Origin of the sequence: Streptomyces sp. AgN23 (assembly GCF_001598115.1) — a bacterium.
In the GTDB taxonomy this organism is placed as follows: domain Bacteria; phylum Actinomycetota; class Actinomycetes; order Streptomycetales; family Streptomycetaceae; genus Streptomyces; species Streptomyces antimycoticus.
This window is the reverse complement of sequence record NZ_CP007153.1, coordinates 3,596,023-3,618,133: the sequence shown is the minus strand read 5'-3', so window position 1 is coordinate 3,618,133 and position 22,111 is coordinate 3,596,023. Positions and strand designations below refer to the sequence as shown.

20 protein-coding genes, 1 tRNA gene and 1 pseudogene are annotated in these 22,111 nt (G+C 70.4%); 11 read left to right on the top strand and 11 right to left on the bottom strand.

The window, feature by feature from the left end; translation table 11 throughout:
- Positions 1–37 precede the first annotated feature (37 nt).
- The 3 genes from AS97_RS15915 to AS97_RS15905 all read left to right on the top strand — a co-directional run bounded on the left by AS97_RS15915 (position 38) and on the right by AS97_RS15905 (position 2,798).
- Positions 38–613, top strand: a complete 576-nt coding sequence (locus AS97_RS15915) for a TerD family protein (RefSeq protein WP_059146703.1) — start codon at positions 38–40, stop codon at positions 611–613.
- Positions 614–665: 52 nt separating this feature from the next.
- Positions 666–1,862, top strand: coding sequence for a DUF475 domain-containing protein (locus AS97_RS15910; protein WP_210565148.1), 1,197 nt, complete (start codon positions 666–668; stop codon positions 1,860–1,862).
- Positions 1,863–2,069: 207 nt separating this feature from the next.
- Positions 2,070–2,798 (top strand): Tellurium resistance, encoded by a 729-nt coding sequence (locus AS97_RS15905; RefSeq protein WP_059146721.1) that lies wholly within the window; start codon positions 2,070–2,072, stop codon positions 2,796–2,798.
- 43 nt (positions 2,799–2,841) lie between these two features.
- Here the strand turns inward: AS97_RS15905 and AS97_RS15900 are convergent, their stop codons facing one another.
- Positions 2,842–4,038, bottom strand: a complete 1,197-nt coding sequence (locus AS97_RS15900; protein WP_210565147.1) for a TerD family protein — start codon at positions 4,036–4,038, stop codon at positions 2,842–2,844.
- Positions 4,039–4,272: 234 nt separating this feature from the next.
- Between AS97_RS15900 and AS97_RS15895 the strand changes: the two genes are divergently transcribed.
- The 4 genes from AS97_RS15895 to AS97_RS15880 all read left to right on the top strand — a co-directional run bounded on the left by AS97_RS15895 (position 4,273) and on the right by AS97_RS15880 (position 10,077).
- Positions 4,273–5,460 (top strand): HpcH/HpaI aldolase/citrate lyase family protein, encoded by a 1,188-nt coding sequence (locus AS97_RS15895; RefSeq protein WP_059146700.1) that lies wholly within the window; start codon positions 4,273–4,275, stop codon positions 5,458–5,460.
- A gap of 293 nt (positions 5,461–5,753) precedes the next feature.
- Complete coding sequence (locus AS97_RS15890; protein ID WP_247204808.1) at positions 5,754–8,414, top strand: phosphoribosyltransferase; 2,661 nt, start codon at positions 5,754–5,756, stop codon at positions 8,412–8,414.
- Positions 8,411–9,271: a hypothetical protein gene (locus AS97_RS15885; RefSeq protein WP_059146699.1), complete on the top strand. Its 861-nt coding sequence runs from the start codon at positions 8,411–8,413 to the stop codon at positions 9,269–9,271. Before AS97_RS15890 ends, AS97_RS15885 begins: the two co-directional genes overlap by 4 nt.
- Positions 9,272–9,414: 143 nt before the next feature.
- On the top strand, positions 9,415–10,077 hold the full coding sequence (locus tag AS97_RS15880) for a class I SAM-dependent methyltransferase (protein WP_059146698.1): 663 nt from the start codon (positions 9,415–9,417) through the stop codon (positions 10,075–10,077).
- A gap of 65 nt (positions 10,078–10,142) precedes the next feature.
- Here AS97_RS15880 and AS97_RS15875 read toward each other — a convergent pair whose 3' ends face one another.
- From AS97_RS15875 to AS97_RS15865, 3 genes are all read right to left on the bottom strand, one after another.
- Positions 10,143–11,042 carry a DUF4383 domain-containing protein gene (locus AS97_RS15875; protein ID WP_210565145.1) on the bottom strand — a complete coding sequence of 300 codons (900 nt, stop codon included), beginning with the start codon at positions 11,040–11,042 and terminating at the stop codon, positions 10,143–10,145.
- A 233-nt stretch (positions 11,043–11,275) separates the two neighbouring features.
- A complete protein-coding gene (locus AS97_RS15870) occupies positions 11,276–11,506 on the bottom strand; it encodes a zinc ribbon domain-containing protein (protein WP_078641178.1) in 231 nt (76 codons plus the stop codon).
- Between the two features lie 65 nt (positions 11,507–11,571).
- Positions 11,572–12,843, bottom strand: coding sequence for a hypothetical protein (locus AS97_RS15865; RefSeq protein WP_247204807.1), 1,272 nt, complete (start codon positions 12,841–12,843; stop codon positions 11,572–11,574).
- 334 nt (positions 12,844–13,177) lie between these two features.
- Between AS97_RS15865 and AS97_RS15860 the strand changes: the two genes are divergently transcribed.
- Positions 13,178–13,249 (top strand) — tRNA-Val (locus AS97_RS15860).
- Positions 13,250–13,856: 607 nt separating this feature from the next.
- On the opposite strand, the gene AS97_RS15855 is transcribed toward AS97_RS15860, so the two are convergent.
- The 3 genes from AS97_RS15855 to AS97_RS15845 all read right to left on the bottom strand — a co-directional run bounded on the left by AS97_RS15855 (position 13,857) and on the right by AS97_RS15845 (position 16,322).
- Positions 13,857–14,486, bottom strand: a complete 630-nt coding sequence (locus AS97_RS15855; protein WP_059146696.1) for a DJ-1/PfpI family protein — start codon at positions 14,484–14,486, stop codon at positions 13,857–13,859.
- Between the two features lie 177 nt (positions 14,487–14,663).
- Positions 14,664–15,650 carry a GlxA family transcriptional regulator gene (locus AS97_RS15850; RefSeq protein ID WP_125758105.1) on the bottom strand — a complete coding sequence of 329 codons (987 nt, stop codon included), beginning with the start codon at positions 15,648–15,650 and terminating at the stop codon, positions 14,664–14,666.
- A gap of 219 nt (positions 15,651–15,869) precedes the next feature.
- Positions 15,870–16,322, bottom strand: coding sequence for a hypothetical protein (locus AS97_RS15845; RefSeq protein WP_210565144.1), 453 nt, complete (start codon positions 16,320–16,322; stop codon positions 15,870–15,872).
- A 300-nt stretch (positions 16,323–16,622) separates the two neighbouring features.
- Between AS97_RS15845 and AS97_RS15840 the strand changes: the two are divergent.
- Positions 16,623–16,760, top strand: a pseudogene (locus AS97_RS15840) (transposase); the annotation flags it as partial.
- A gap of 6 nt (positions 16,761–16,766) precedes the next feature.
- Here AS97_RS15840 and AS97_RS15835 read toward each other — a convergent pair.
- The 4 genes from AS97_RS15835 to AS97_RS15820 all read right to left on the bottom strand — a co-directional run bounded on the left by AS97_RS15835 (position 16,767) and on the right by AS97_RS15820 (position 19,997).
- The gene (locus AS97_RS15835) at positions 16,767–17,300 is read right to left on the bottom strand and encodes a hypothetical protein (RefSeq protein ID WP_247204387.1); all 534 of its coding nucleotides are present in this window, start codon (positions 17,298–17,300) and stop codon (positions 16,767–16,769) included.
- 124 nt (positions 17,301–17,424) lie between these two features.
- On the bottom strand, positions 17,425–18,084 hold the full coding sequence (locus AS97_RS15830) for a hypothetical protein (protein WP_210565142.1): 660 nt from the start codon (positions 18,082–18,084) through the stop codon (positions 17,425–17,427).
- A 13-nt stretch (positions 18,085–18,097) separates the two neighbouring features.
- Positions 18,098–19,564, bottom strand: a complete 1,467-nt coding sequence (locus AS97_RS15825; RefSeq protein ID WP_125758100.1) for an alpha/beta hydrolase — start codon at positions 19,562–19,564, stop codon at positions 18,098–18,100.
- Positions 19,565–19,721: 157 nt separating this feature from the next.
- Positions 19,722–19,997: a hypothetical protein gene (locus tag AS97_RS15820; RefSeq protein WP_059146690.1), complete on the bottom strand. Its 276-nt coding sequence runs from the start codon at positions 19,995–19,997 to the stop codon at positions 19,722–19,724.
- A 190-nt stretch (positions 19,998–20,187) separates the two neighbouring features.
- On the opposite strand from AS97_RS15820, the gene AS97_RS15815 reads away from it, so the two are divergent.
- Positions 20,188–21,369, top strand: coding sequence for a histidine kinase (locus AS97_RS15815; protein ID WP_086709332.1), 1,182 nt, complete (start codon positions 20,188–20,190; stop codon positions 21,367–21,369).
- Positions 21,370–22,047, top strand: a complete 678-nt coding sequence (locus AS97_RS15810; RefSeq protein ID WP_210565140.1) for a response regulator transcription factor — start codon at positions 21,370–21,372, stop codon at positions 22,045–22,047. It abuts the gene before it with no gap.
- Positions 22,048–22,111 lie beyond the last annotated feature (64 nt).

Below are 22,111 nucleotides of genomic sequence, written 5' to 3'. Positions count from 1 at the left end.
CATCACCCACGCACCACCCCGGGGAGGAATCAGCATCATGGGCGTCACACTCGCCAAGGGGGGCAATGTCTCCCTCTCCAAAGCCGCTCCGAATCTCACACACGTGCTCATCGGCCTGGGCTGGGACGCGCGCTCCACCACCGGAGCGCCGTTCGACCTCGACGCCAGCGCGCTGCTGTGCCAGTCGGGGCGGGTGCTCGGCGACGAGTACTTCATCTTCTACAACAACCTCAAGAGCCCCGAGGGCTCCGTCGAGCACACCGGCGACAACCTCACCGGGGAGGGCGAGGGCGACGACGAGTCCCTGCTGATCGATCTGGTCAAGGTCCCGGCCGAGGTCGACAAGATCGTCTTCCCGGTCTCGATCCATGACGCCGATACCAGGCGCCAGACGTTCGGGCAGGTCAGTAACGCCTTCATCCGCGTGGTGAACCAGGCGGACGGCCAGGAGCTGGCCCGCTACGACCTCTCCGAGGACGCCTCCGGCGAGACCGCGATGATCTTTGGCGAGGTTTATCGCTATGGGGGCGAGTGGAAGTTCAGGGCCGTGGGGCAGGGGTACGCGTCGGGTCTGCGCGGCATCGCTCTAGACTTCGGAGTCAACGTTTCGTAAAGCCGCGTAATAACGCGCGGGGGAGACCTTACGACGAAGGATTGGGTAGGCAGTGCTCCTCAAAACCTTTGGTTGGTCGTTCGCCATCACGGCGATCGGTCTGGCCCTGGCCGGCGTCCTCTGGGGGTGGAAGGGGCTCGCGATCGTCGGGATCCTCTCGATCCTGGAGATCTCGCTCTCATTCGACAATGCGGTCATCAACGCGGGCATTCTCCGCAAGATGAACGCCTTCTGGCAGAAGATCTTCCTGACGGTCGGCATTCTGATCGCTGTCTTCGGCATGCGTCTGGTCTTCCCGGTGATCATCGTCGCCATCACGGCGAAGCTGAGTCCCGTCGAGGCCGTCGATCTCGCGATCAACGACAAGGACAAGTACGAGCACCTGGTCACGGCGGCGCATCCGGCGATCGCGGCCTTCGGTGGGATCTTCCTGCTGATGATCTTCCTCGACTTCATCTTCGAGGAACGGGACATCAGGTGGCTGGGGTGGCTGGAGAAGCCGCTCGCCAAGCTGGGCAGGCTGGACACGTTCTCGGTCGTCGTCGCCCTGGTCGTGCTGCTGATCTCCGCCACCACCGTGGCCACCGACGTGGCCCACGGCGGTGGTGACAAGAGTTCCACCGTCCTGTTGGCCGGGGTCGCCGGTCTGGTCACCTACTTGATCGTCGGCGGCATCTCCAGCTACTTCGAGGACAAGCTCGAAGAGGAGGAGGAGGAAGACGACGACGAGGCCGAGGAGGCCAAGGGCGCGGACGAGGACGGCGAGGAGACCAAGAGCGCCGCGAACGCCCGGCTCAACGGCAGCGGCGGGCGTGGCTCCAGCGGTGCCTCCGTGGCCGGCCTCGCCGGCAAGGCCGCGTTCTTCCTGTTCCTCTACCTCGAGGTCATCGACGCGTCGTTCTCCTTCGACGGGGTCATCGGCGCCTTCGCGGTCACCAACGACATCTTCGAGATGGCGCTGGGTCTGGGTATCGGCGCCATGTACATCCGGTCGCTGACCGTCTACCTGGTGCGCAAGGGCACCCTGGACGACTACGTCTACCTGGAGCACGGCGCGCACTACGCGATCGGCGCGCTCGCCGTCATCCTGCTGGTCACGATCAAATACGAGATCAACGAGGTCATCACCGGCCTGGTGGGCGTGGTGCTGATCGCCGCCTCGTACTGGTCCTCGGTGGTGCGCAACCGCCGGCTGGCGGCCGAGGGCGAGGGCTCGGAGACCAAGACGGAAGTCACGTCCGGAGTCTGAGTCCGGAGTCCGAGAGTCCGGAGTCCGAGAGTCCGGAGTCCGAGTCCGACCGAAGTCACCTCCGGAGTCCGACCTCCGGGAGTGTGACGCGGCGGTGTTTGAGGAACGCTCTGAGCGGGGCGGCCGAGGTCTTCCGACTTCCCGGCCGCCCCGCGGCAGTTGATCGGCTTTGAGGCAGCGGAGCCACGAAGGGTGGGGGTGCGCACCATGGCGTTCTGGAGCAACTGGGGACGGTCCGCGTGGCGTGAGTTCGAGAGCGGCGACGCGTCCGGTGTGGTCGAGCTGACCAAGCGGCAATCGACGATCTCGCTGACCAAACAGGGGGCCGCCAGCGGCAATCTGCGGATCAATCTCTCCTGGCAGATGCGCACCTCGGACTTCAACAGCAGGGCGGGGCGCGGTTCGCTGCGCCACCCCCTGCGGATGTTCAAGCCCGAGCCGGTGCAGGCGCAGGGGCCCGCGATGGTCAATGTCGACCTCGACCTCGCGGTGATGTACGAGCTGAAGAGCGGCGCCAAGGGCGTCGTGCAGCCGCTCGGGGAATTCTTCGGCAATCTCAACGAGGCGCCGTACGTCAAGCTCAGCGGGGACGACCGGTTCGGCTCCGGATCCGGCGAGACGGTCTACGTCAACATGGACCACAAGGACGACATCAAGCGACTGCTCGTCTTCGTCTACATCTACGACGGCACCCCCGCCTTCGACCGCACCCACGGCCTGGTCACGCTCTATCCGAGCAATGGGCCACGGGTGGAGATCGCGCTCGACGAGCGGGCCCCACAGGCCCGCTCCTGCGCCGTCGTGCTGATCGAGAACGTCAAGGGCGAGATGATGGTCCGCCGCGAGGTGAAGTACGTCTACGGCTTCCAGGCGGAGCTGGACCGGCTGTACGGATGGGGCCTCCAGTGGGGCCGGGGCTACAAGTCGAAGGTGTGACCGGCCTGCACCGCGGCCCCGCCCCCATCCGTCCGTTCCGGAGCTATCTGTTCTGGAACTGCGGCCCCTGCGGCGGCAGGACGAAATGAGGGTCCGGCACCTGGACGGGGATCGGCAGCGGGGGCGGCGCCACCGGCCCCGTCGGCTGCACCTGCTGCGGATAGCCGTACGCGGGCGGCTGCGGATAGCCGTACGTCTGCTGCTGGGGCGGATAGCCGTAGCCGGGCTGCGCCGGGGGCCGGCCGGGCGGCTGCGGATACCCCGTGGCCGGGGCCTGCGGCGGCTGGGGCGGGGCCTGCGGCGGCACATAGCCGAAGCCGCTGTCGCCGTGCGCCGTGGGGGGCTGCATGGGCTGGGTGCGGTGCGGATCCCAGGGGTCGGGCGATGCCGCGTGCGGATAGCCGTACGCCGGGGCCGGGGAGTGGGGCCGGGTGGGAGCTTCGGACGACGACGGGGGCGGCGTGCCGGGGGCCGCCGGGGGCGCGTGAGTGGCGGCGGCCGGGGGTGCGGCGGTGGCGGGTGGTTCGGGAGCGGCCAGCGGCTCGGGAGCGGCGGCCAGGGGCTCCGGAGCGCCGGCGGTCAGGGGCTCGGGGGCGGGGGTGGCCGGGGGCTCCGGAGCGGCGCCGCCTTCCGGCCCGGCCGGGGCCGCGGCTCCGTCGCCGTCCGAGCCGCTCGCGGCCTCGCCGTCCTCCACCGAGATCCCGTACTGCGTGGCCAGCCCGACCAGCCCCGTCTCATAGCCCTGCCCCAGGGCCCGGAACTTCCAGGTGTCGCCGCGCCGGTAGAGCTCACCGCAGATCAGCGCGGCCTCCTTACCGGTCTCCGGCAGCACCGCGAAGATCGCGATCGGCTCGGCGTCCGCCTCGCGCGGCGCACCGGACGAGGCGTCGTAGAGCAGCAGGCTCAGATCCCTCACCTGTCCGAAGGTGCCGCCGTCGGCGGACGCGGCGAGCACCACCCGGCGCACCGCCGGCTCCAGCCCGGTGAACTCGGCCTCGATGGTGTCCGTCAGCGCGCCCTGGTTCGGCTTCTTGGGGAGATGCCGGACCAGACCCGAGGGGTGGTTCGGCTGGTTGTAGAAGACGAAGTCCTCGTCCGAGCGCACCCGGTCGTCCGCGTCCAGCAGCAGCGCCGAGGCGTCCACGTCGGGTACGTCCGTGCCGGGGGTCCAGCGCAACACCGCGCGTATGGCCGTGGCCTCCAGCGGGATGTTCGATCCCTTCAGCATCGCCTGCGTCATGGCGGCAATCCTGCCTTCCCATTGGGTGTTGGGACAACGCAGGGTGCGGGGCGGGTGGCGGCGGGGAGGTGGTACAGGATGGCAGGGCGAGTATGCCGGACACCATGCGGACGCACATGGGTTACGTGATTTTCACGCCCTTGGGGAACTTTTGACCCAGGGCCGCACGTACGATTATCGGCCAACCGCGGGCCAGCGTGGCCGAGGCGGCGTACCGGCAGTACGAGGAGTTAGATGCGGCATTTCGAACATCTGCCGGCTGAGGTGCGGGCGAGCGTCTTTCATCGGGAGCCCGTTGAATTCAGCGTGGACTCGCCCGCCCGGACGCTGGCCGTCGCGCTCGGCGCGACCCTGTACTGCCCGGCGACCCGGCCCAAGCTCGCCGAGGACATCGTCAGACAGGCAGGTCGCGGTGTGGTGTCCATGGTGCTGTGCCTGGAGGACTCCATCGACGACGCCGAGGTGCCGGGGGCGGAGGAGAACCTCATACGGCAGCTCGCGGAGCTGTCCGGGCTCGGCCCCGGCACCCCGCTGCCGCTGCTCTTCATCCGGGTCCGCACCCCCGAGCAGATCGTCGATCTTCTCGCCCGGCTCGGAGCGGGGGTGCGGCTGCTGTCCGGATTCGTACTGCCGAAGTTCACCGAGGAGCGCGGCGGGGCCTTCCTCGAGGCGCTGATGTCGGCCGAAAACGCCCAGGTGACCGAGGCATTGGGCGGACGGCGGCTCTTTGCGATGCCGGTCCTCGAATCGCCCGAGCTGATGCATCGCGAGACGCGCACCGACACCCTGAGCGGCATCAGCCGGATTGTCGACAAGTACCGCGAGCGGGTGCTGGCGCTGCGCCTCGGGGTCACCGATCTGTGCTCGGCGTACGGGCTGCGCAGGGCGCCGGACATGACCGCCTACGACGTCCAGCTGATCGCGTCCGTGATCGCGGACGTGGTGAACATGCTGGGCCGGGCCGACGGCACGGGCTTCACGATCACCGGGCCGGTGTGGGAGTACTTCAAACCCCATGAGCGGATGTTCAAACCGCAACTGCGGATCAGCCCCTTCAGCAGCGGCCGCGCCGAATCCCTGCGCACCACGCTGATCGAGCACCACATGGACGGGCTGCTGCGCGAGATCGAACTGGACCGGGCCAATGGTCTGCAGGGCAAGACCTGCATCCACCCCACCCATGTGGCCCCCGTGCACGCACTGTCCGTCGTCAGCCACGAGGAGTTCAGCGACGCGGTGGACATCCTGGAGCCCCAGCGCTGCGGGGGCGGGGTGCTGCGTTCCTCGTACACCAACAAAATGAACGAGGTGAAGCCGCACCGGGCGTGGGCCGAGCGGACCCTCCAGCGCGCGGAGGTCTTCGGGGTGGCCCGGGAGGATGTGAGCTTCGTGGAACTGCTGGCGGCAAGCCTGCGGACATAGAGCGAACCGGGGCCCGGGACGGACCCCGGACGAGCGACGATGGAAACGAGGCGCAGAACGGCGTGAGCGTGGGCAACGTGTGGTCGGGACAGTGGGTCGCGGACCGGCTGGGAGTACGGCTGGACTGCGGCTGGGGCGGCGAGGTGCGCCGGGGCGGGGAGGCGCTTCGCGAGGGCGAGGTGTGCCGGGATGGGGAGGGTGACGGCGGCGGGGGTGGCGTCAGCAGTCAGGACGGCGACAGCGTCACCAGCGGGCACGGCGTCAGCGGCCGGGGCGGCGACGGCGGCGCGGAGCTGCGCGAGCTGCTGGGGCTCGCCCTGCGGCGCAACCCCAAGCGGGCGCATCTGCTGGTCTCCAACGTGCTCGGCAAGCATGTCCCGCAGCGCCCCGCCATCGTCCACGAGGCGGGCGTGCGGCTCGGCATTCGGGTGCGGGAGCTGCTGGGCGACGAGGCGGCGGCGCGCGCGGTGGTGCTCGGGTACGCGGAGACCGCCACCGGGCTCGGTCACAGCGTCGCCGACGGGCTCGCCCTCGCCCCGTACCTCCACTCCACCCGCCGCCCGGTCCCGGGCGTCGCCACGGTGGGCGGCTTCGAGGAGGAGCACAGCCACGCCACCTCCCATCTGCTGCTTCCCGAGGACCCGGGGCTCCTGGCCTCGACGGGTCCCCTGGTCCTCGTGGACGACGAGTTCTCCACGGGCCGTACGGTCCTGAACACCATCGCCGCCCTCCACCGCCGCTTCCCCCGCGACCACTATGTGGTGGTCGCGCTGGTGGACATGCGCTCGCCCGAGGACCGCGCCCGCCTGGACGCCTTCGCGGCCGACCTCGGCGCCCGCGTCGACCTGGTCGCCACCGCGGCCGGAACGGTGCACCTGCCTGACGACGTCCTGGAGCGCGGCGCGAAGCTGGTGGCCGCACACGAGGCGGCCACCCCGGACCACGAGGGCGCGCCCGCCTCCGCGGCACCTCCGGTGGGCGCGGCTTCCGTGGCACCTCCGGTGGGCGCCACCCCCGACGCGGGTCCGGCGGGCGCCGCCTCCGCGGCACCTCCGGCGGGCGCCACCCCCGACGCGGGTCCGGCCGTGACCCGCGTGGACCTCGGCTGGCCCGAAGGGCTCCCGGACGGCGGCCGCCACGGCTTCGCCCCCGCCCACCGCGCCCGCCTGGAAGCGGCACTCCCCGCCATGGCCACCCGCCTCGCGAACGCGCTGGCGCAAGCGCCGGACGGCCAGGCCCCGCCCGCCGGGAACGCACCCCGGCCGCCCCACCCCTCCCGCCGCGTCCTCGTCCTCGGCTTCGAGGAGCTGATGTACGCGCCGCTGCGTATCGCGAAGGCGCTCGACGACGTCCTCGACGGCGTGGAGGTGCGGTATTCGACGACCACCCGCTCACCCGTGCTTGCCGTCGACGACCCGGGGTACGCCATCCGCACCCGGCTGACGTTCCCCGCGCACGACGAGCCCGCCGACGGCCCCGGGCCGCGCTACGCCTACAACGTCGCGCCCGGTGCCGATCCGCACCGCCGCTTCGACGCCGTCGTCGCCGTCGTCGACTCGACCGCCGACACGCCCGCGCTGCACGCCCCCGGCGGGCTGCTCGCCGCGCTGAGCGCGCACACGGACCGGCTGGTCCTGGCCGTCGTGCCGGCGTACCGCCCCCAGACCCCACCCGCCCCCCGCACCGTCTCCGAACGACAGGCTCCGCCCATGCACCGACCGTCGTACGAGCCCCTGCGCGGACCGGACTTCTCGTCCTACGCGCCCGAAGAGGTCGGCTGGATGCTCCAGGACTTCTCCCACGTCACCCTCGAAGCGCCCACCGAGGAGCGGGAGGAGGCGATCCAGAGCGGGGGCGCGCACTACGCCGAGTCGCTGCCCGTGGAGTACCAGCCGAACGCGCGCTACCAGGAGCTCTTCCGGGCCGCTCTCGACGCCTCCGCCGCCCGGATCGCCCGTGCCGTCGGCGCGGTCACCGAGACCGTGCTCGCCGAGCGGTCCCCGCGCCCCGTCCTCGTCTCGCTCGCCCGCGCCGGCACCCCCGTCGGGGTGCTGATGCGCCGCTGGGCGCAGCACGCCCATGGGCTCGACCTCCCGCACTACGCGGTCTCCATCGTGCGCGGCCGCGGTATCGACACCGCCGCGCTGCGCTGGCTGGCGGACCACCACGACCCCTCCGACGTCGTCTTCGTCGACGGCTGGACCGGTAAGGGCGCCATCACCCGCGAGCTGTCGGACGCCCTCGCCCCGTACCCGGACTTCGACCCGCGGATCGCGGTCCTCGCCGACCCCGGCCGCTGTGTGGACACCTACGGCACCCGGGACGACTTCCTCGTCCCCTCCGCATGCCTCAACTCGACCGTCTCCGGGCTGATATCGCGCACCGTGCTCCGCGCCGACCTGGTCGGCCCGAACGACTTCCACGGCGCGAAGTACTACCGCGAACTCGCCGGATCCGATGTCTCCGGATACTTCCTGGACACCGTCTCGGGCCGCTTCGCGGAGGTCGCCGAGGCCGCCATGGCCGACGCCAGGCAGCTCGCGGCCACCGACCGCACCCCCACCTGGGAGGGGTGGGCCGCGGTCGAGCGGATCAGCCAGGAGTACGGCATCCACGACGTCAACCTCGTGAAGCCGGGCGTCGGCGAGACCACCCGGGTGCTGCTGCGGCGCGTCCCGTGGAAGATCCTCGCCCAGCGCGGCGCGGGCGCCGACCTGGACCATGTGCGGCTGCTCGCCGAGCAGCGCGGAGTGCCGGTCGAGGAGATCGACGGGCTTCCGTACACCTGCGTCGGGCTGATCCACCCGCGCTACACCCGGGGCGCCACCGGGGCCGACGGAAAAGCAGTGACCACAGCAGACACAGCAGGCACAGCAGACACCACAGAGACGGAACACGAGGCGAACACGGCGGGCATCGCCAACAGAGACGAAAGAACGGTGGCCGCGCGATGAGCGTCCTGGTGGCAAGCGATCTCGACCGCACCCTGATCTACTCCGCGGCCGCGCTCGGCCTCGACATGCCGGACGCCGAGGCCCCGCGGCTGCTGTGCGTCGAGACGTACGAGGGCCGACCGCTGTCATACCTGACCGAGACCGCCGCCGGGCTGCTCGCCGAGCTGGTCCGCACCTCCGTCTTCGTCCCCACGACCACCCGCACCGTCGAGCAGTACCGCCGCATCCGCCTCCCCGGCCCCGCCTCCCGCTTCGCGATCTGCGCCAACGGCGGCCAGCTGCTGGTGAACGGCGAGCCCGACGCCGACTGGAACCAGCGGGTCCGCACCGCCCTCGGCGACGCCTGCGCCCCCCTGGAGGAGGTGCGCGCCCACCTCAGCGCCACCGCCGACCCCGCCTGGCTGCTCAAGGAGCGGGTGGCCGAGGACCTGTTCGCCTATCTCGTGGTCGAACGGGAGCTGCTGCCCCAGGGGTACGTCAAGGAGCTCACGCAGTGGGCCGAGCCGCGCGGCTGGACGGTCTCCCTGCAGGGCCGCAAGATCTACGCCGTGCCCAAGCCGCTCACCAAGAGCGCGGCCGTCGCCGAGATCAGGAACCGCACCGGAGCGGACGAGGTGCTCGCCGCGGGCGATTCGCTGCTCGACACCGATCTGCTGCTCGCGGCCGACCACGCCTGGCGCCCCGGCCACGGCGAACTGGCCGACGCCGGCTGGACGGCACCCCAGGTGACCGTGGTCGAGGAGACGGGCGTCGCGGCGGGCGAGGCCATCGTCCGCGCCCTGGGCGAACGCTCCTCCGTCACCTGGGCGCGCGCCCGCAGCCAGGTCATCCGCGCTGTCTCCCGCGGCCGGGACTGATCCGTCCCACCACCCGCCCAGGCCCCCCTTCGGAATCTCTCGCGCTGTCGTGACGTCGGGTTACAGTCGCCAAGGCACCACAGTCGGCACAGTCGGCATGTGCGACATCGCCCGGGAAGCCGAGCAGACCGAAGGGGGCCGCGATGGCCGAGAGCAAGAGCACACCGATCACGGCCGAGCTGTACGACTACGTCCTGCGGCACAATCCGCCGCTCGACCCCGTACTGCGCGAGCTCGTCGAGGTCACCCACCGCAGCCTCCCCCAGCAGGCCGGAATGCAGTCGGCCGAGGAGCAGGCCCCGCTGCTGGCCTTCCTGGTCCGGCTGGTCGGCGCCCGCCACATCGTCGAGGTCGGCACCTTCACCGGCTTCTCCGCGCTGGCCATGGCCCAGGCGCTGCCCGCCGACGGCAGGCTGATCGCCTGCGATGTGTCGGAGGAGTGGACGGCGTACGGGCGGAAGGCATGGGCCAAGGCCGGTGTCGAGGCCCGCATCGACCTGCGGATCGCGCCCGCGCTGAACACCCTGCGCGCGATGCCCGCCGAGCCCCATATCGATCTCGCCTATCTCGACGCGGACAAGGAGAACTACATCCCGTACTGGGAAGAGCTGGTCCCGCGGATGAACCCCGGCGGTCTGATCGTCGCGGACAACGTGTTCTACCACGGGGCCGTCACGGCCCCGACGCCGTCGACCGCGGGCGCCGCGATCCAGGCGTTCAACGATCATGTGGCGGCGGACGTCCGGATGGAGGCGGTCATGCTCACCGTCGCCGACGGCCTGACGCTCGCGCGCCGGCTGGGCTGAGGCGGCCGGGCCGACCGCGTTACGAGGGCCGGACCGGCCGCGTTACGAGGGCCGGACCGGCCGCGTCACCGAGAGCGGGGGCGCCGCAAGAACCGGGCCCAGCGGTGGTTCCCGGGCTTGTCGGGCTGGTCGGTGGGATCGGCGATGGGCTCGGCGCCGCCGGGCTGATCCAGCTTGCCCCACTTACCGGGCGGCTGACCGCGCCGTTCACCCGACTCCTCGGCGGCCCCACGACGCTCACCGGGGTCACCGCGTCGCTCGGCGGACTCAGGGCCTCCCTCGGCCCCCGCACCGGCCGCAACGGGCCCGCCCGCGGCTCCAGGCGTGAGCGGGGTGCCCGGCGGGGCGGCCGTACCGGTCTGTTCGGCGGCGCGCCCGCGCGCGGCGATCAGGTCCCGGGCGAGGACGGCCTCGCGTTCGGCCTGCTCGGGGTGGCGGGTCACCCAGTACGGATTGTCATGCGGCAGCCCGCCGCTGACCCGTCCGTACATGCCGAACCACATCAGCAGCAGCCCCACCACAAAGCTGAACAGCACGTTCTGCATCCGGAACGCCAGGAAGTTGAACGTGGTCTCCAGCACCGCCAGATTGATGAAGCCGCTCAGCAGGAAGAGGATCCCGAGCACCAGATTGAGCGTCGAGGCGAAGTTGCCGCCGATGACCATGCCGACGAACAGCAGCAGCCCGATGACGATGGAGAGCACGCTCAGCGCGCCATTGGTGTTCAGCCCGGCGACCGTGTCACCGCCGATGTCGAAGAAGCCGACCTGGTCGATCAGGCCCAGGATGCCGAAGGCGACGAGCACCAGCCCCATGAGCCCGGCGCCGACGCGATAGAACGTGCTGAGCCGGTGATCGACCGGCAAATGCTCATCGAGCGAGGTGTGCGCCCCGATCCGCTCCGGGAAGTGCCGTGCCACTCCGGCGGGGTGAGGACCGATGGGGGAGGGGCGGCCCATAGCCATCTCTGGCCTCCTTCTGCTGGCGCCGGACCTCGGCTTCGCGCTCTGCGGGGTCGAGGCGGTACCCGCGGACGCCACGCCACCGTCGCGTACACGACGTACGCGCGCACAACCGGGTGCGTGGCATACGTACGGAGGCGCGACACGGGTACCTGCCTCCCAGCATCCGCCCCCGTCCCCGTCGGCTCAACCGCAGCTCAACACCGACTGACCCGCAGCTCAACACCGGCACACCCTCAGCCGCAGCAGCCGCCCCCACAGCAGCCGCCACCGCCACCGCCGCCGGACGGGGGCCGGGCCGAGGAGGCGGACGAGGACGAGGCGCCGGTGACGGCCACGGTGGACAACAGCTTCACCGTGTCGCCGTGCCCGTCCGGGCAGGACGCGGGAGCGGAGGACTCGGCCATCGGCCGGTTCAGCTCGAAGGTGGTGCCGCAGGCGCGGCAGCGGTACTCGTAGCGAGGCATGGCAGGAGCATAACCACCGCACCGCAGGCCAGCCCCCCGAACGACAGGGGCCCCGGCGCGCGGGCTCAGTGCCCGCTGCCCCGCTCCTCCCGAATCCCCTGGACGACCCGGGCGGCGGTCTGCCGTACGGCCTCCGTCTCGGAGAGGAAGTGCCACCAGTCCGGATGCCGCCCCTCCAGCCCCGCGATGGCCCGCTCCAGGCGCTCCACGGCATCGTCCAGCGGGCGTGCGTGGCGCGGATCGGGTGTGGAGCGTCCGGCCATGGCCAGCCGCTGCGCGTCGCGGATCGCGAACCGGGTGCGCTCGATCTCCTTCTGCTGGTCGAACGACACCTCGTCCAGCCGCCGCAGCCGGTCCCCGGCCGCCGAGACGGCCTCGTCCGTGCTGTTCAGCAGCGCCCGCACGGTGGCCAGCAGCGCGGTGGCATCCGGCCAGCGCTGCTCCTCGCGCGCTGTCTGCGCCTCCTTGAGCTTCTCCTCGGCCTGCGCCACATCCCGCGCCGCCTGCGCGGGGACCTGCTGCAGATCCTGCCAGCAGGCCGCGGTGTAGCGGCGGCGCAGCTCGCTGAGGACGGGCTCGACCCCGGCGGCCCGCGTGGTGATCGCCTGCGCGCGGGTGCGCAGCGACACCAGCCGCTTGTCGATCTCGGCCGCCCGCTCCGGCAGCCGCTCGGCCTCCCCGCGCACCGCCTCCGCCCGGCGCAGCACATCGTCGGCGCGCCGCAGGGTCTCCTGCACACCGTGCTGCCCGGCCCCCTGGTTGAGCTTGGTCAACTCGGGCGACAGCGCCGCCAGCCGGGCCGCCAGATCGTCCGCCCGCAGCCCCGACGCACGCACCGCGTCCAGCGCATTACTCGCCGCGAGCAGCGCCTGCCGCGCCCGCTCCACCGCCGGCGCCAGCCGCGCCAGCCGCGTCTCGGCCTGCTCCAGCAGCGGCCCCAGCCCCTGCGCGAACCGGTCCAGATCCGCCTTGGTGCGCTCCAGCGCGTCCTTCGCGCTGGTCAGATCGGCGCGCGCCCGGGAGGCCGTCGCCGCGTCCAGATCGTCCCGATCCAGGTCATGCGCGTCCACCGCCGTGATGTAGTCCCGGCTGACCTGGTCGATCCGCTGCCCCAGCGCCGAGAAGTCGGCCGCCGTCCGGCGTGCGGCGGGCGAATCGTCCACGGCGGTGATCGTCTCGATGGAGATCCGCAGATCCCGCTGCGCCGTGTCCAGCTCATAGAACGCCGCCGCCGCGGCGTCCTTGGCCGCCTGCGCCTCGGCCCGCTGACTCTCCCCCCGCCCCCCGAACCACCGCCGCCCCCCGCTCCCACCAGCGAACGAAAGCGATCCGACCATGGCCAACAACGGCACCGGCAGCAACATCAGCCCGAGCACGGAGGGACGGCGCGAGCGACGCACACGCGCTCCCGGACGCGCAGACTCCCGCGATGGACGCGCAGACTCCCGCGATGGACGTGCAGACCCCGCAGATGTCGCCGCCACTACCCGCTCCCGATGGATCGCCCAGGTCCGAATGTCATTCTCCCACCCGACACTGACGAATACAGGCTCGGTTCGGTTCGCGATCTGCGGACTTCTCTCGCCCGAGCCCCGGATATGGGCCCCTCCTTGGGCCGCCTTCACGATTGCGGCACCACCCTGGGGACCCTGTAGGCTGACAGCTCCCCCAGGGCGCATAGCTCAGCGGTAGAGCGCTGCCCTTACAAGGCAGATGTCGGCGGTTCGAACCCGTCTGCGCCCACCCCCTGGACCAGCGCGGATCCCGCCTCGGCGGCCCGCGCCCAGTGTGCCTCAAACCATCTCTGACCTGCTGGAACCGGGTAGCAGACGGTGTCGCGGAAGGGGCTGAGAATGGCCCCCATTGCGTGGTTCACCGCCCAGTCGGGCACCCATCGGGCACGGCGCGTCTAGCGGCACTGGCTAGCAACAACGGTTGATGCAGCGGACTGACAGAGATGCTGGTGTGCGCTCCAGGCCGGTTTCGTTGATGGCAGGAGCTTCTGCCTCGTGGCTCTAGGCGGATAGGTGGCTGACAGGCGTAACGGTCGTGCTGCATCTAGGAAGGGTTTTGCCGGATGTGAACAGTCGCAGTGGTTGTTGCACCTCACTGCTGTACACCCGAGACGATGCAGGGATTACTGACAACCACGTGAACGCCGATCTCACCGCCCCAGCCCCCCGCGTGCTGACGCCGACGGTGGACGCCGAGACGTGCACGTGCACGCCCGCCGTCCGCTATGCCTGCGGCCACTGCTACCACGAACGGCAGTTGTCGCCGTGCCGCTCCAGTAGTCGGGTCAAGGGGGTACCGAGTTCCAAGGAGCAAACGTACGGTACGTCACACTCGCTCAGCTGGGTGCGAACAGCGTGAACATTTTCTCGACGATCTCCGCGGGAGCGGCATCCTTGGTCCCCGAGTTGTAGGGCGGCTGCGGGGCGTACTCGATGAGGAGTTGCACCGCCTGCGCCACATCGTCGCCCGCGATCAGACCGGCCAGGGTCAGGGCCATGTCGATCCCCGCCGAGACGCCCGCCGCGGTCGCGTAGTGGCCGTCGATGACAACCCGCTCGTCGGTCGGCGTCACACCGAACTCGGCGAGTTGCTCCAGCGCGCCCCAGTGGCTCGTCGCCCGACGGCCGGCGAGGATTCCGGCGGCGGCGAGGATCAGGGATCCCGTGCAGACGGACGTCATCCAGGTGGAGGACCGGTCGACCGACCGCAGCCATGTGTGCAGGGCTCCGTCGGCCATCTGGTCCGCCTGGCCGGGACCGCCGCCGACGATCACCACGTCCGGGTTCGGCACCTCGGCGAGCTGTGCGACGACGTTGATCGACAGGCTGCCCAGGTCGTTGCGGACCAGGCCCGGGTTCTCGGCGACGAAGACGACCTCGGTGTCCGGCAGGCGGCCCAGCACCTCGTAGGGCCCGATGACATCCAGCGCGGTGAAGTCGGGATAGAGGACGATCGCGATCTGCATGAAGGGGTTCCTTCGGTTGTTCCGGACATTGCGGTCACAATTCCGATCAGTTGCTGCACCACCGAGCGTAGAAGCAACCCCTCGTGACGCCTATGTCATGCAGACCAACAAATCTGCCATGCGACGGGGCGGGACCTCCCGCGGGACGGCGCCTCTGGGCAGGAGGTCGGGGCTGAGCTACCGGGGGTCGGGGCTGAGTGTCGACGGCTTGCCGAAACCGCGGCGGTACTCCGTGGGCGAGACATCGAGTTCCCGCATGAACGCACGACGCATCGCTTCCGGTGACCCGTATCCGCAGCGGCGCGCGATACCGGTCACGCCGTCGCGAGTGTCCGTCAGCGCGCGCTGCGCGGCCTCCAGACGGACAAGATCCACGAACCGGCCCGGGGTGACCCCCACCTCCTCGACGAACGCACGGGCGAACTGACGGGGAGACAGACCGGCGCGCTGCGCCAGCGCGGGAACAGAAAGGTCGGAGGCCAGGTTGGCAGCGGCCCAGTACTGAACCTCACGCAGCGGATCGGAGCGGGCCGTCTGCGCCGAGAGCTGGGCGCTGAACTGCGCCTGGTTCCCCGGCCGGCGGACGAAGACCACCAGCAGCCGAGCGATCTCGTCAGCCACCGCACGCCCGTAGTCCTCCTCGACCAGGGCGATGGCGAGGTCGATGCCGGTCGTCACGCCCGCCGACGTGGAGATCGTGCCGTCCCGGACGAAGATCGGGTTCGGATCGACCATCACCTGGGGGAACCTGCCCGCGAAGTAGTCACAGGCTTCCCAGTGCGTCGTGGCCCGGCGGCCGTCGAGCAGCCCGGCCTGCGCCAGCAGATGGGCCCCGGTGCACACTGATACGACACGTCGCACATCAGGGCCACGCTGGCGCAGCCAGGTCACAAGCCCGCTGCCGACGTCCCCCATGCCCGGCCCACCGGGCACGAGCAGGATGTCCGGGTTCTCCGCATCGGCCAGATCCAGATCGGGAACCAGCCGAAGGCCCCCGGCGGACCGTACGGTCGCGCCACCGAGCGAGGCGGTGCGGACGACGTAGGGGGGCGTGCCCTCACTTCCGGTGTAGCGGGCCGCCACCGAGAACACGTCCACAGGACCGGCGATATCGAGGGGCTGCACACCGTCGAACAGGACGACGAGAACGGACTGGGTTCGCACCCCGGCCATACTCGCCGCGCGCACCTCGTCCATCACACCGCCGGGTCAGTGGGCCTTCGCGGTGGGGCAGCCTTCCGCCCGCACACCGCCACCCACGATGGCACAGCCCACACGACACGGGAGCCGCGAGGGCGCCGTGCGCTACGTGAGGATTCTCCCCCACCCGTCCGGGAACCGCGAGGCACTGCCAGACGACTTCCTTCACGCATCGGACGTCCGTCACAGGCGGCCTGACCAGCACCCCAACACGCCTGACACACATGATGAGTCATCGGCACCACACCGGCCGGCCGTTGGCTTGAGTCCCTCCGGCCTGGGTTCGCCTGTGCGCGGCATTCCTGGAAGCCGAATCAAGGGGTCGATCGACCTCACATACTCTCTTGCCCACTCCAGCCAGCGTCGAGCCGAGTCCAGATCCGACTCGTCCGCAGCGCCCTCCAGCTCGCCGATACGGCGTTCCACTGCCAAGCAGTACTCGGTGAGAACAGTCACCTCCTGCCATCGTCCGGCCTGGTCGCGAAGCACCTCAGCAAGCTGGTCGCGAACGGCTTCGTTCTTCGCCTCGTCTATAGCCGCTTGCCAACGGACCTCACGCTTCGCCCTGGCCTGCTGCTCGTCCTGCCTGCGCCGGACGTCTTCCACAGCGCGCGCCTCGATCTCTCCGAGGATCACGCCCAGGGCTTCTTCAAGCGTCCGGTTCTTCCGATCCCGCCAGCGACCCGGCCGAGCGGTCAGCTTGTCCTACCTTCCAAGCGTGGGTCTGAGCTGGTCATTCGTAAGATCGGCGGACCCACGGGTTTTCGGGTATGGCTGTGAGCTTGTCGCCGTTGGATGGCTCAAAGAACTTGGCCGCCCGGAGCCCCGCGACGACTCGACCGCTCATTGGGATACGCGACTCGATCGCTGTGTAGGACAACGTCGGCGAGGTCGTCTGCGGGATCAGTGTGTGACGACGAGCTGGCGGAGGTGACCGTGCCCCAGATCTGGGCCGGAGTGGACATCGGCAAGGAACACCACCACTGCGTGGTGGTCGACGAGCGGGGCGAACGCCTCCTTTCCCGCCGGGTCTTCAACGACGAGTCGGTCCTGCTGGAGCTGATCGCGGACGTCCTCGCGTTAGAGCGGCGCGTGGGCGGGGCATGCATAGGTGACCTTGCCGACGGCGCTGTCGCTGTCCTCCACGCCGACCGGGATCGGTTCGTCGGTGGGCAGCTTGCAGCGGTAGCAGAGTTGACGCCCCTCGGGCGCGCGCCCGTACTCGGCGCGGTCAGCCTCGGCCAGCGCCCCCCACAGCTTCCAGGCGTCGGTCAGGTAGTGATCGGCCGACAGCGGAACGCGCCAGTGGGTGCGGGGGCCCTCGGTCCAGGAGACGGGTGGTACGCCGAGGTAGGTGCTCTCGTCCGCGAGCTGGGTAAGGACGCGGACTTGCCGCAGGTGCCAGCTCGTAGCGGAGCCCACGGCGACGAGCCAGTACAGGGGGCCGTGCTTGTCCTGGATGACGGCGCCGGTCTCTTCACCGAGGAGTTCCAGCGCGCGTTCGCCGACGGTTGGGGCGGTTCTGACGGCGTCCCACCATTTGCCTGCGGGTAACGCCTCGATGTCCACAGCGGGCGGTGGTGTCCACGGCAGGACTTGGGGATTCGTCGGCACAGTCGCCCCCGGGCGGCGGTTCACTCCCGGGCGTAGCGACCTCGCTCGCTTCCGGGCCCGAGGTGCCCGCTGTGCGGCTGAGCTGGATGAGCGGGCTGTCCAGTTCCTCGCCGCCACGTGATTCTCATCCCGCCCCGCCGTCGAGCAGCCAGTGGTAACGCAGCCGCAGCGCCCGCTCGGTGCTGGCTGCCACGGTGCAGAGCCCGACCACGGTGTTGCCCCAGGCCGGTAGATCGATGGGCGAGGTGAAGGTGCCGACGTACCGGGCGACGCCCTCCGGGGCCCGGGTGACCTGTTCGGTGAGCTGGAGGATCAGCAGCAGCAGGCCGATGGCGAGCACGATCATCGAGAGGAAACCGATCCAGCGGCTCAGTGCGGGGTGCGATCGGTCGAGGCGGGCGCGGCGGCCTTCGGCGGAGTGGGGGTCCGGGATGAGCCGGTGCTCGGTCCTCTCGGTGGTGACGTAGTGGCAGCGCTTGAGCCCGAAGGCGCTCGCCCTTACTTCGACGGTGCCGCCCTGGACGGGGAAGACGGCAGGGACTTTGGACTCGGCGTGATGCCTGCCATCGAGGTACAGATGGGTGATGACCTTGCCGGACGACTGATGCTGATGCTGATGCCTGACGTCGACGGCGTAGACCGTCTGCCGGCCGTCGTCGTTCATCAGCCGGAGGTAGAACAGTGCCCGGGACAGCATCTGCCACCAGCGGAAACGCTTCAGCGCTCGTCCGTCGCCGGGCCTGACCCGCTGGACAGCCCGACGATGCCGCAAGTCCTTGAACATGCCTCGACTCCCGTTACCTGCTCGGCTCCGCCGCGCAGGCGAGGTCCCGTGCCGGGCGCTGTCCGGTGGTCAGGAACGCCGTCACCGCGTCGTTCGCGCACGTGTTGGCGCCGAACGGATAGACACCGTGCCCGCCTTGGTCGGCCGTCACCATCGTGGCCCGCTTCCCGAACGCCCGCCGCAGCTTCTGGGCGCCGGCCAGCGGTGTCCCCGGGTCGCGCTCGTTCTGCACCATGAGCACGTTCGACGGGCCCCGGTCACCGATGCGTACCGGCGGCTCGACCCGCTTGTCCGGCCAGAACGCGCACGGTCCGATACCGGCCGAGGACCCGCCCAGCATCGGATGCCTCAGCCGGTCGACCGCGACATTCCGCTGGTACTCCCGGACCGTTTCCGGCCAGCGACTATCGCCGCATATCACCGAAAAACGGGCGGACATGAAGTTTTCCATGTTCGGCAACGGCGGGTTGGGCGGCGTTGGCCGGTCCGTGTCGAGCGTCTGCCAGGTCTTGGCCAGCTGGGGCATGTTCGCATCGCTGTAGAGGGCGTCGAAGGTGATCCCGCGGAACAGATTCCCGTCGTAGCCCTGGACCGGCTTCGCCTCCAACCGCTTCGCGAGGTCGAAGAATTCCGCGGTCACCTGCTTCGGAGTGGTGCCCAGGCCGTATTCGGGGTGCGCGGCAACGAACGCCGCGAAGTCCGGGAACCGGTCCTCCAGCCCACGGGCGAACAACCGCATGGCCGTGACGTCGTAACCGCCGGGGCCCAGGCTGCTGTCGAGCACGATCCGGTCGCTGTGCCCCGGGAACATCGTCGTGTACACCGCACCGAGGTAGGTGCCGTACGAGGCGCCGAGGTACGAGAGCTTCGGCTCGCCCAGCGCCGCCCGGATCCGGTCCATGTCGCGCGCGGTGTTCGCGGTGGTGGTGTGCGGGTGCATCCACGCCGTCCGCGAGCTGGCGCACTGCTCGGCGACCGTCCGCGCGTTCCCCGCCTCCCGCGCGACATCGGCCGCGGTGTGCGCGTACGGCGGGAGGTTGCCGCGTTTCTGCTGTTCCGGCGTCAGATCGCAGGTCACCGGCGTGCTGCGGCCGACGCCGCGCGGGTCGAAGCCGATCACGTCGTAGGAGTCGAGCACCTTCCGCGGCAGCCCTGAGGCGGCAAGAGCGGCCGGGTAGCCCAGTCCCGTGATGCCGGGGCCGCCTGGATTGGTCAGCAGTACGCCGCGGCGCTGCGACGGCTTCTCGCTCGCCAGCCGGGAGATCGCGATCTCGATCTGTCGGCCGTCCGGATCCCGGTAGTCCAGCGGGACGTTGAGCGTCGCGCATTCGAGACGGGATGAGGCGGCCTTCTCCGAGCACGGGCCCCACCGCACGGTGTCCGGCGTCGCCGCCACCACCGACGCCGGAATTGCGGTCGCCGCCATTGCGCTGGCCGCCACCGCGGTGGCGGCCAGCGCGAGGGGCAGGGTTCTGCGCATGTGAAGGTTCTCCTGAGGGGGCGCATGGGGTGCATGGGGCGAACAGGGTGTGTGGGGTTCGCGGGGCGCTTGGGCGCGGGAATGGACGGGCTCGGTTACGGCCCCGCTGCCGGCCGTTCACATGCCGCAGGGGCGAGCAGGGGCGTCCCGGATGCCGTCAGGGCTTTCCTCGGCCGCGGCTTCCCGCGGAATCACCGGCCCGCCCGGTGTTCGGTCTCTGGCGGGTGTGTGCCCAGCCACCGGCCACCATTCCGACGAGCGCGATGCATCCGAGGAGGATCAGCCGGCCGGTAAGACCCCCGGGGACCCAGTTGAGGATGCCCCACAGCACCTCGGAGTCCCGGTCGAGCAAACCGTGGATCACCGTTTGCGCGGCCAGGGCTGCGATCACCAACCCGGCCGCCTCAAGGGCCGTATAGCCACCCTCGCGCATCGCGTTTCTCCGTCTCGTGTCCGGTTGTCTCGGCACGTGAACGAGTCTGTTCGTGCGGTGCGGCCCGGCACATCGGCCCGGCGGCTCGAACCGTCTGCGACCACGGGCGAGGTGGCGGTTCGACTCTGGTCGAGGGCGCACCCACCCCTGGTCGGATTCGCCGACCGCACGGTCTCGCGATAATGACCAGGTGAACACGGACGTCGCGCCACCGCTCGGGTGGTGGCAGCAGACCTGGCGGCTCGCGGCGGCAGCGGCGGCGGGCGTACCGTTCTGGCTCTCCATCGGTGTGCTGGTGCGGGAGCAGACGGGCGAGACAAGCTCGTGGTTTCTGATCGGTGATCCGCTGGTGGCTCTCGGCTGCCTGACGGCGCTTGTCTGGCGGCGGCGGTTCCCGCTCGCCGTCGCCCTGACGGTCGCGATCGCCTCGACCGCGTCGGCACTCGCCTCCGGCGCCGCGTTTCTGGCGCTGGTTTCGATCTCCACTCATCGCCGTCCGGTGGAGAGCGGGGTCGTCGGGCTGGCCTTCGTGACCGCGGCACAGTTCTCCGGCGGGCTCTACCCGGTCCAGCGCACGTCCGACTCGTGGTGGCTCGAACTCACCTTCCTGGTGCTGACCGCGGGCATCGCGGTGGCCGTGGGCATGGCCATCGGCGCGCGCCGGGTCGAAGTGCGGTCCTTGCGGGACCGGGCGGAGAGCGCGGAACGGGAACAGACCGCGCGGGCGGCGCAGGCACGGGCCCTGGAACGGAACCGGATCGCCCGCGAGATGCACGATGTGCTCGCGCACCGGATCTCCCTGGTCGCCATGCAGGCCGGAGTGCTGGACCACCGCGGCGATCTCACCGCCGAGGAGAACCGCGTGCTGGTCCGTGGCATCGCCGACGGCTCCCACCAAGCGCTGGAAGAACTGCGGGACGTCCTCGGTGTGCTCCGGGCCGATCCGGGCCGCCCGGAACCACCGCAACCCTCCCTCGACCGAATCCCCGACCTGGTGGCCGACTCCCGCGCATCGGGGCTGGACGTCACGCTCACCACCACCATGGCGGGGGTTCCGTCCGATGTCGTCGGACGAACCTGCTACCGGATCGTCCAAGAGGGCCTGACCAACGCCGCGAAACACGCCCCCGGCGCATCCGTACGCATCGCCCTCGAAGGAACGGCGGGCGACACGCTCAATGTCAGCGTGCACAACTCCGCGGCCACCAGGGCCACCGCACAACCACCGGCATCGGGATTCGGCCTGCTCGGTCTCACCGAACGCATTGACCTCGCCGGTGGAAAACTCAACCACCACCGCACAGCCGACAACGGATATCTCCTCACCGCACAACTACCTTGGCCAAACCCCACCCACGAAAAGAGAACCTGAGTGGACAGCGAGCGGGAGCCGGTGCGTGTCGTCATCGTCGACGACGAACAGCTGGTGCGCATGGCGCTGCGGCTCGTCATCGACGGCGAACCGGACCTGACCGTCGTCGCGGAGGCGGCCGACGGGAACGCCGCGATTGCCGTGGTGGACGAGCAGCGGCCGGACGTCGTGCTGATGGACGTGCGGATGCCCGGCCGTGACGGTCTCAGCGCGACCCGGGAACTCCTCACCCGGAGCCCTGCGCCACGGGTGCTCATGCTGACCACCTTCGACTCCGACGACCTCGTGCTGGGCGCCCTGCGCGCCGGAGCACTCGGGTTCGTCCTCAAGGACACCCAACCGCCGCAGATCCTCGACGCGGTGCGGACCGTCGCGGACGGCAACCCCGTGCTGTCTCCGGCGGCCACGGCACGGGTGATCGCGGCGGCCACCGGCCCGCAGTCCGCCCACGCTCGCCACTCATCCCGCGAAGCGGCGCGGAAACAGCTGTCCGCACTGACCGAACGAGAACGCGAGACCGCTCGGGCCATCGCGGACGGACTGGGCAACCCGGAGGTCGCCCAGCGGCTGCGCATCAGCGTCGCGACCGTCAAGGCCCACACCAGCAGCCTGTTCGCCAAGCTGGCGGTCGAGAACCGGGTACAGATCGCACTCCTGGTCCGCGACGCGGAGGAATGACCGTGCGGCCATGAACTCCTGACGCCCGTGCGCCGCCCGCCCCGGTCGGTTCTGTAGGGTTCCC

Bases quoted from the DNA above. Each gene is read 5' to 3' on its own strand.
- AS97_RS15915 (WP_059146703.1), top strand. From the start codon at position 38: ATGGGCGTCACACTCGCCAAGGGGGGCAATGTCTCCCTCTCCAAAGCC.
- AS97_RS15905 (WP_059146721.1), top strand. From the start codon at position 2,070: ATGGCGTTCTGGAGCAACTGGGGACGGTCCGCGTGGCGTGAGTTCGAG.
- AS97_RS15900 (WP_210565147.1), bottom strand. From the start codon at position 4,038: ATGACGCAGGCGATGCTGAAGGGATCGAACATCCCGCTGGAGGCCACG.
- AS97_RS15895 (WP_059146700.1), top strand. From the start codon at position 4,273: ATGCGGCATTTCGAACATCTGCCGGCTGAGGTGCGGGCGAGCGTCTTT.
- AS97_RS15885 (WP_059146699.1), top strand. From the start codon at position 8,411: ATGAGCGTCCTGGTGGCAAGCGATCTCGACCGCACCCTGATCTACTCC.
- AS97_RS15880 (WP_059146698.1), top strand. From the start codon at position 9,415: ATGGCCGAGAGCAAGAGCACACCGATCACGGCCGAGCTGTACGACTAC.
- AS97_RS15875 (WP_210565145.1), bottom strand. From the start codon at position 11,042: ATGGCTATGGGCCGCCCCTCCCCCATCGGTCCTCACCCCGCCGGAGTG.
- AS97_RS15870 (WP_078641178.1), bottom strand. From the start codon at position 11,506: ATGCCTCGCTACGAGTACCGCTGCCGCGCCTGCGGCACCACCTTCGAG.
- AS97_RS15865 (WP_247204807.1), bottom strand. From the start codon at position 12,843: ATGGTCGGATCGCTTTCGTTCGCTGGTGGGAGCGGGGGGCGGCGGTGG.
- AS97_RS15855 (WP_059146696.1), bottom strand. From the start codon at position 14,486: ATGCAGATCGCGATCGTCCTCTATCCCGACTTCACCGCGCTGGATGTC.
- AS97_RS15830 (WP_210565142.1), bottom strand. From the start codon at position 18,084: ATGTTCAAGGACTTGCGGCATCGTCGGGCTGTCCAGCGGGTCAGGCCC.
- AS97_RS15825 (WP_125758100.1), bottom strand. From the start codon at position 19,564: ATGCGCAGAACCCTGCCCCTCGCGCTGGCCGCCACCGCGGTGGCGGCC.
- AS97_RS15820 (WP_059146690.1), bottom strand. From the start codon at position 19,997: ATGCGCGAGGGTGGCTATACGGCCCTTGAGGCGGCCGGGTTGGTGATC.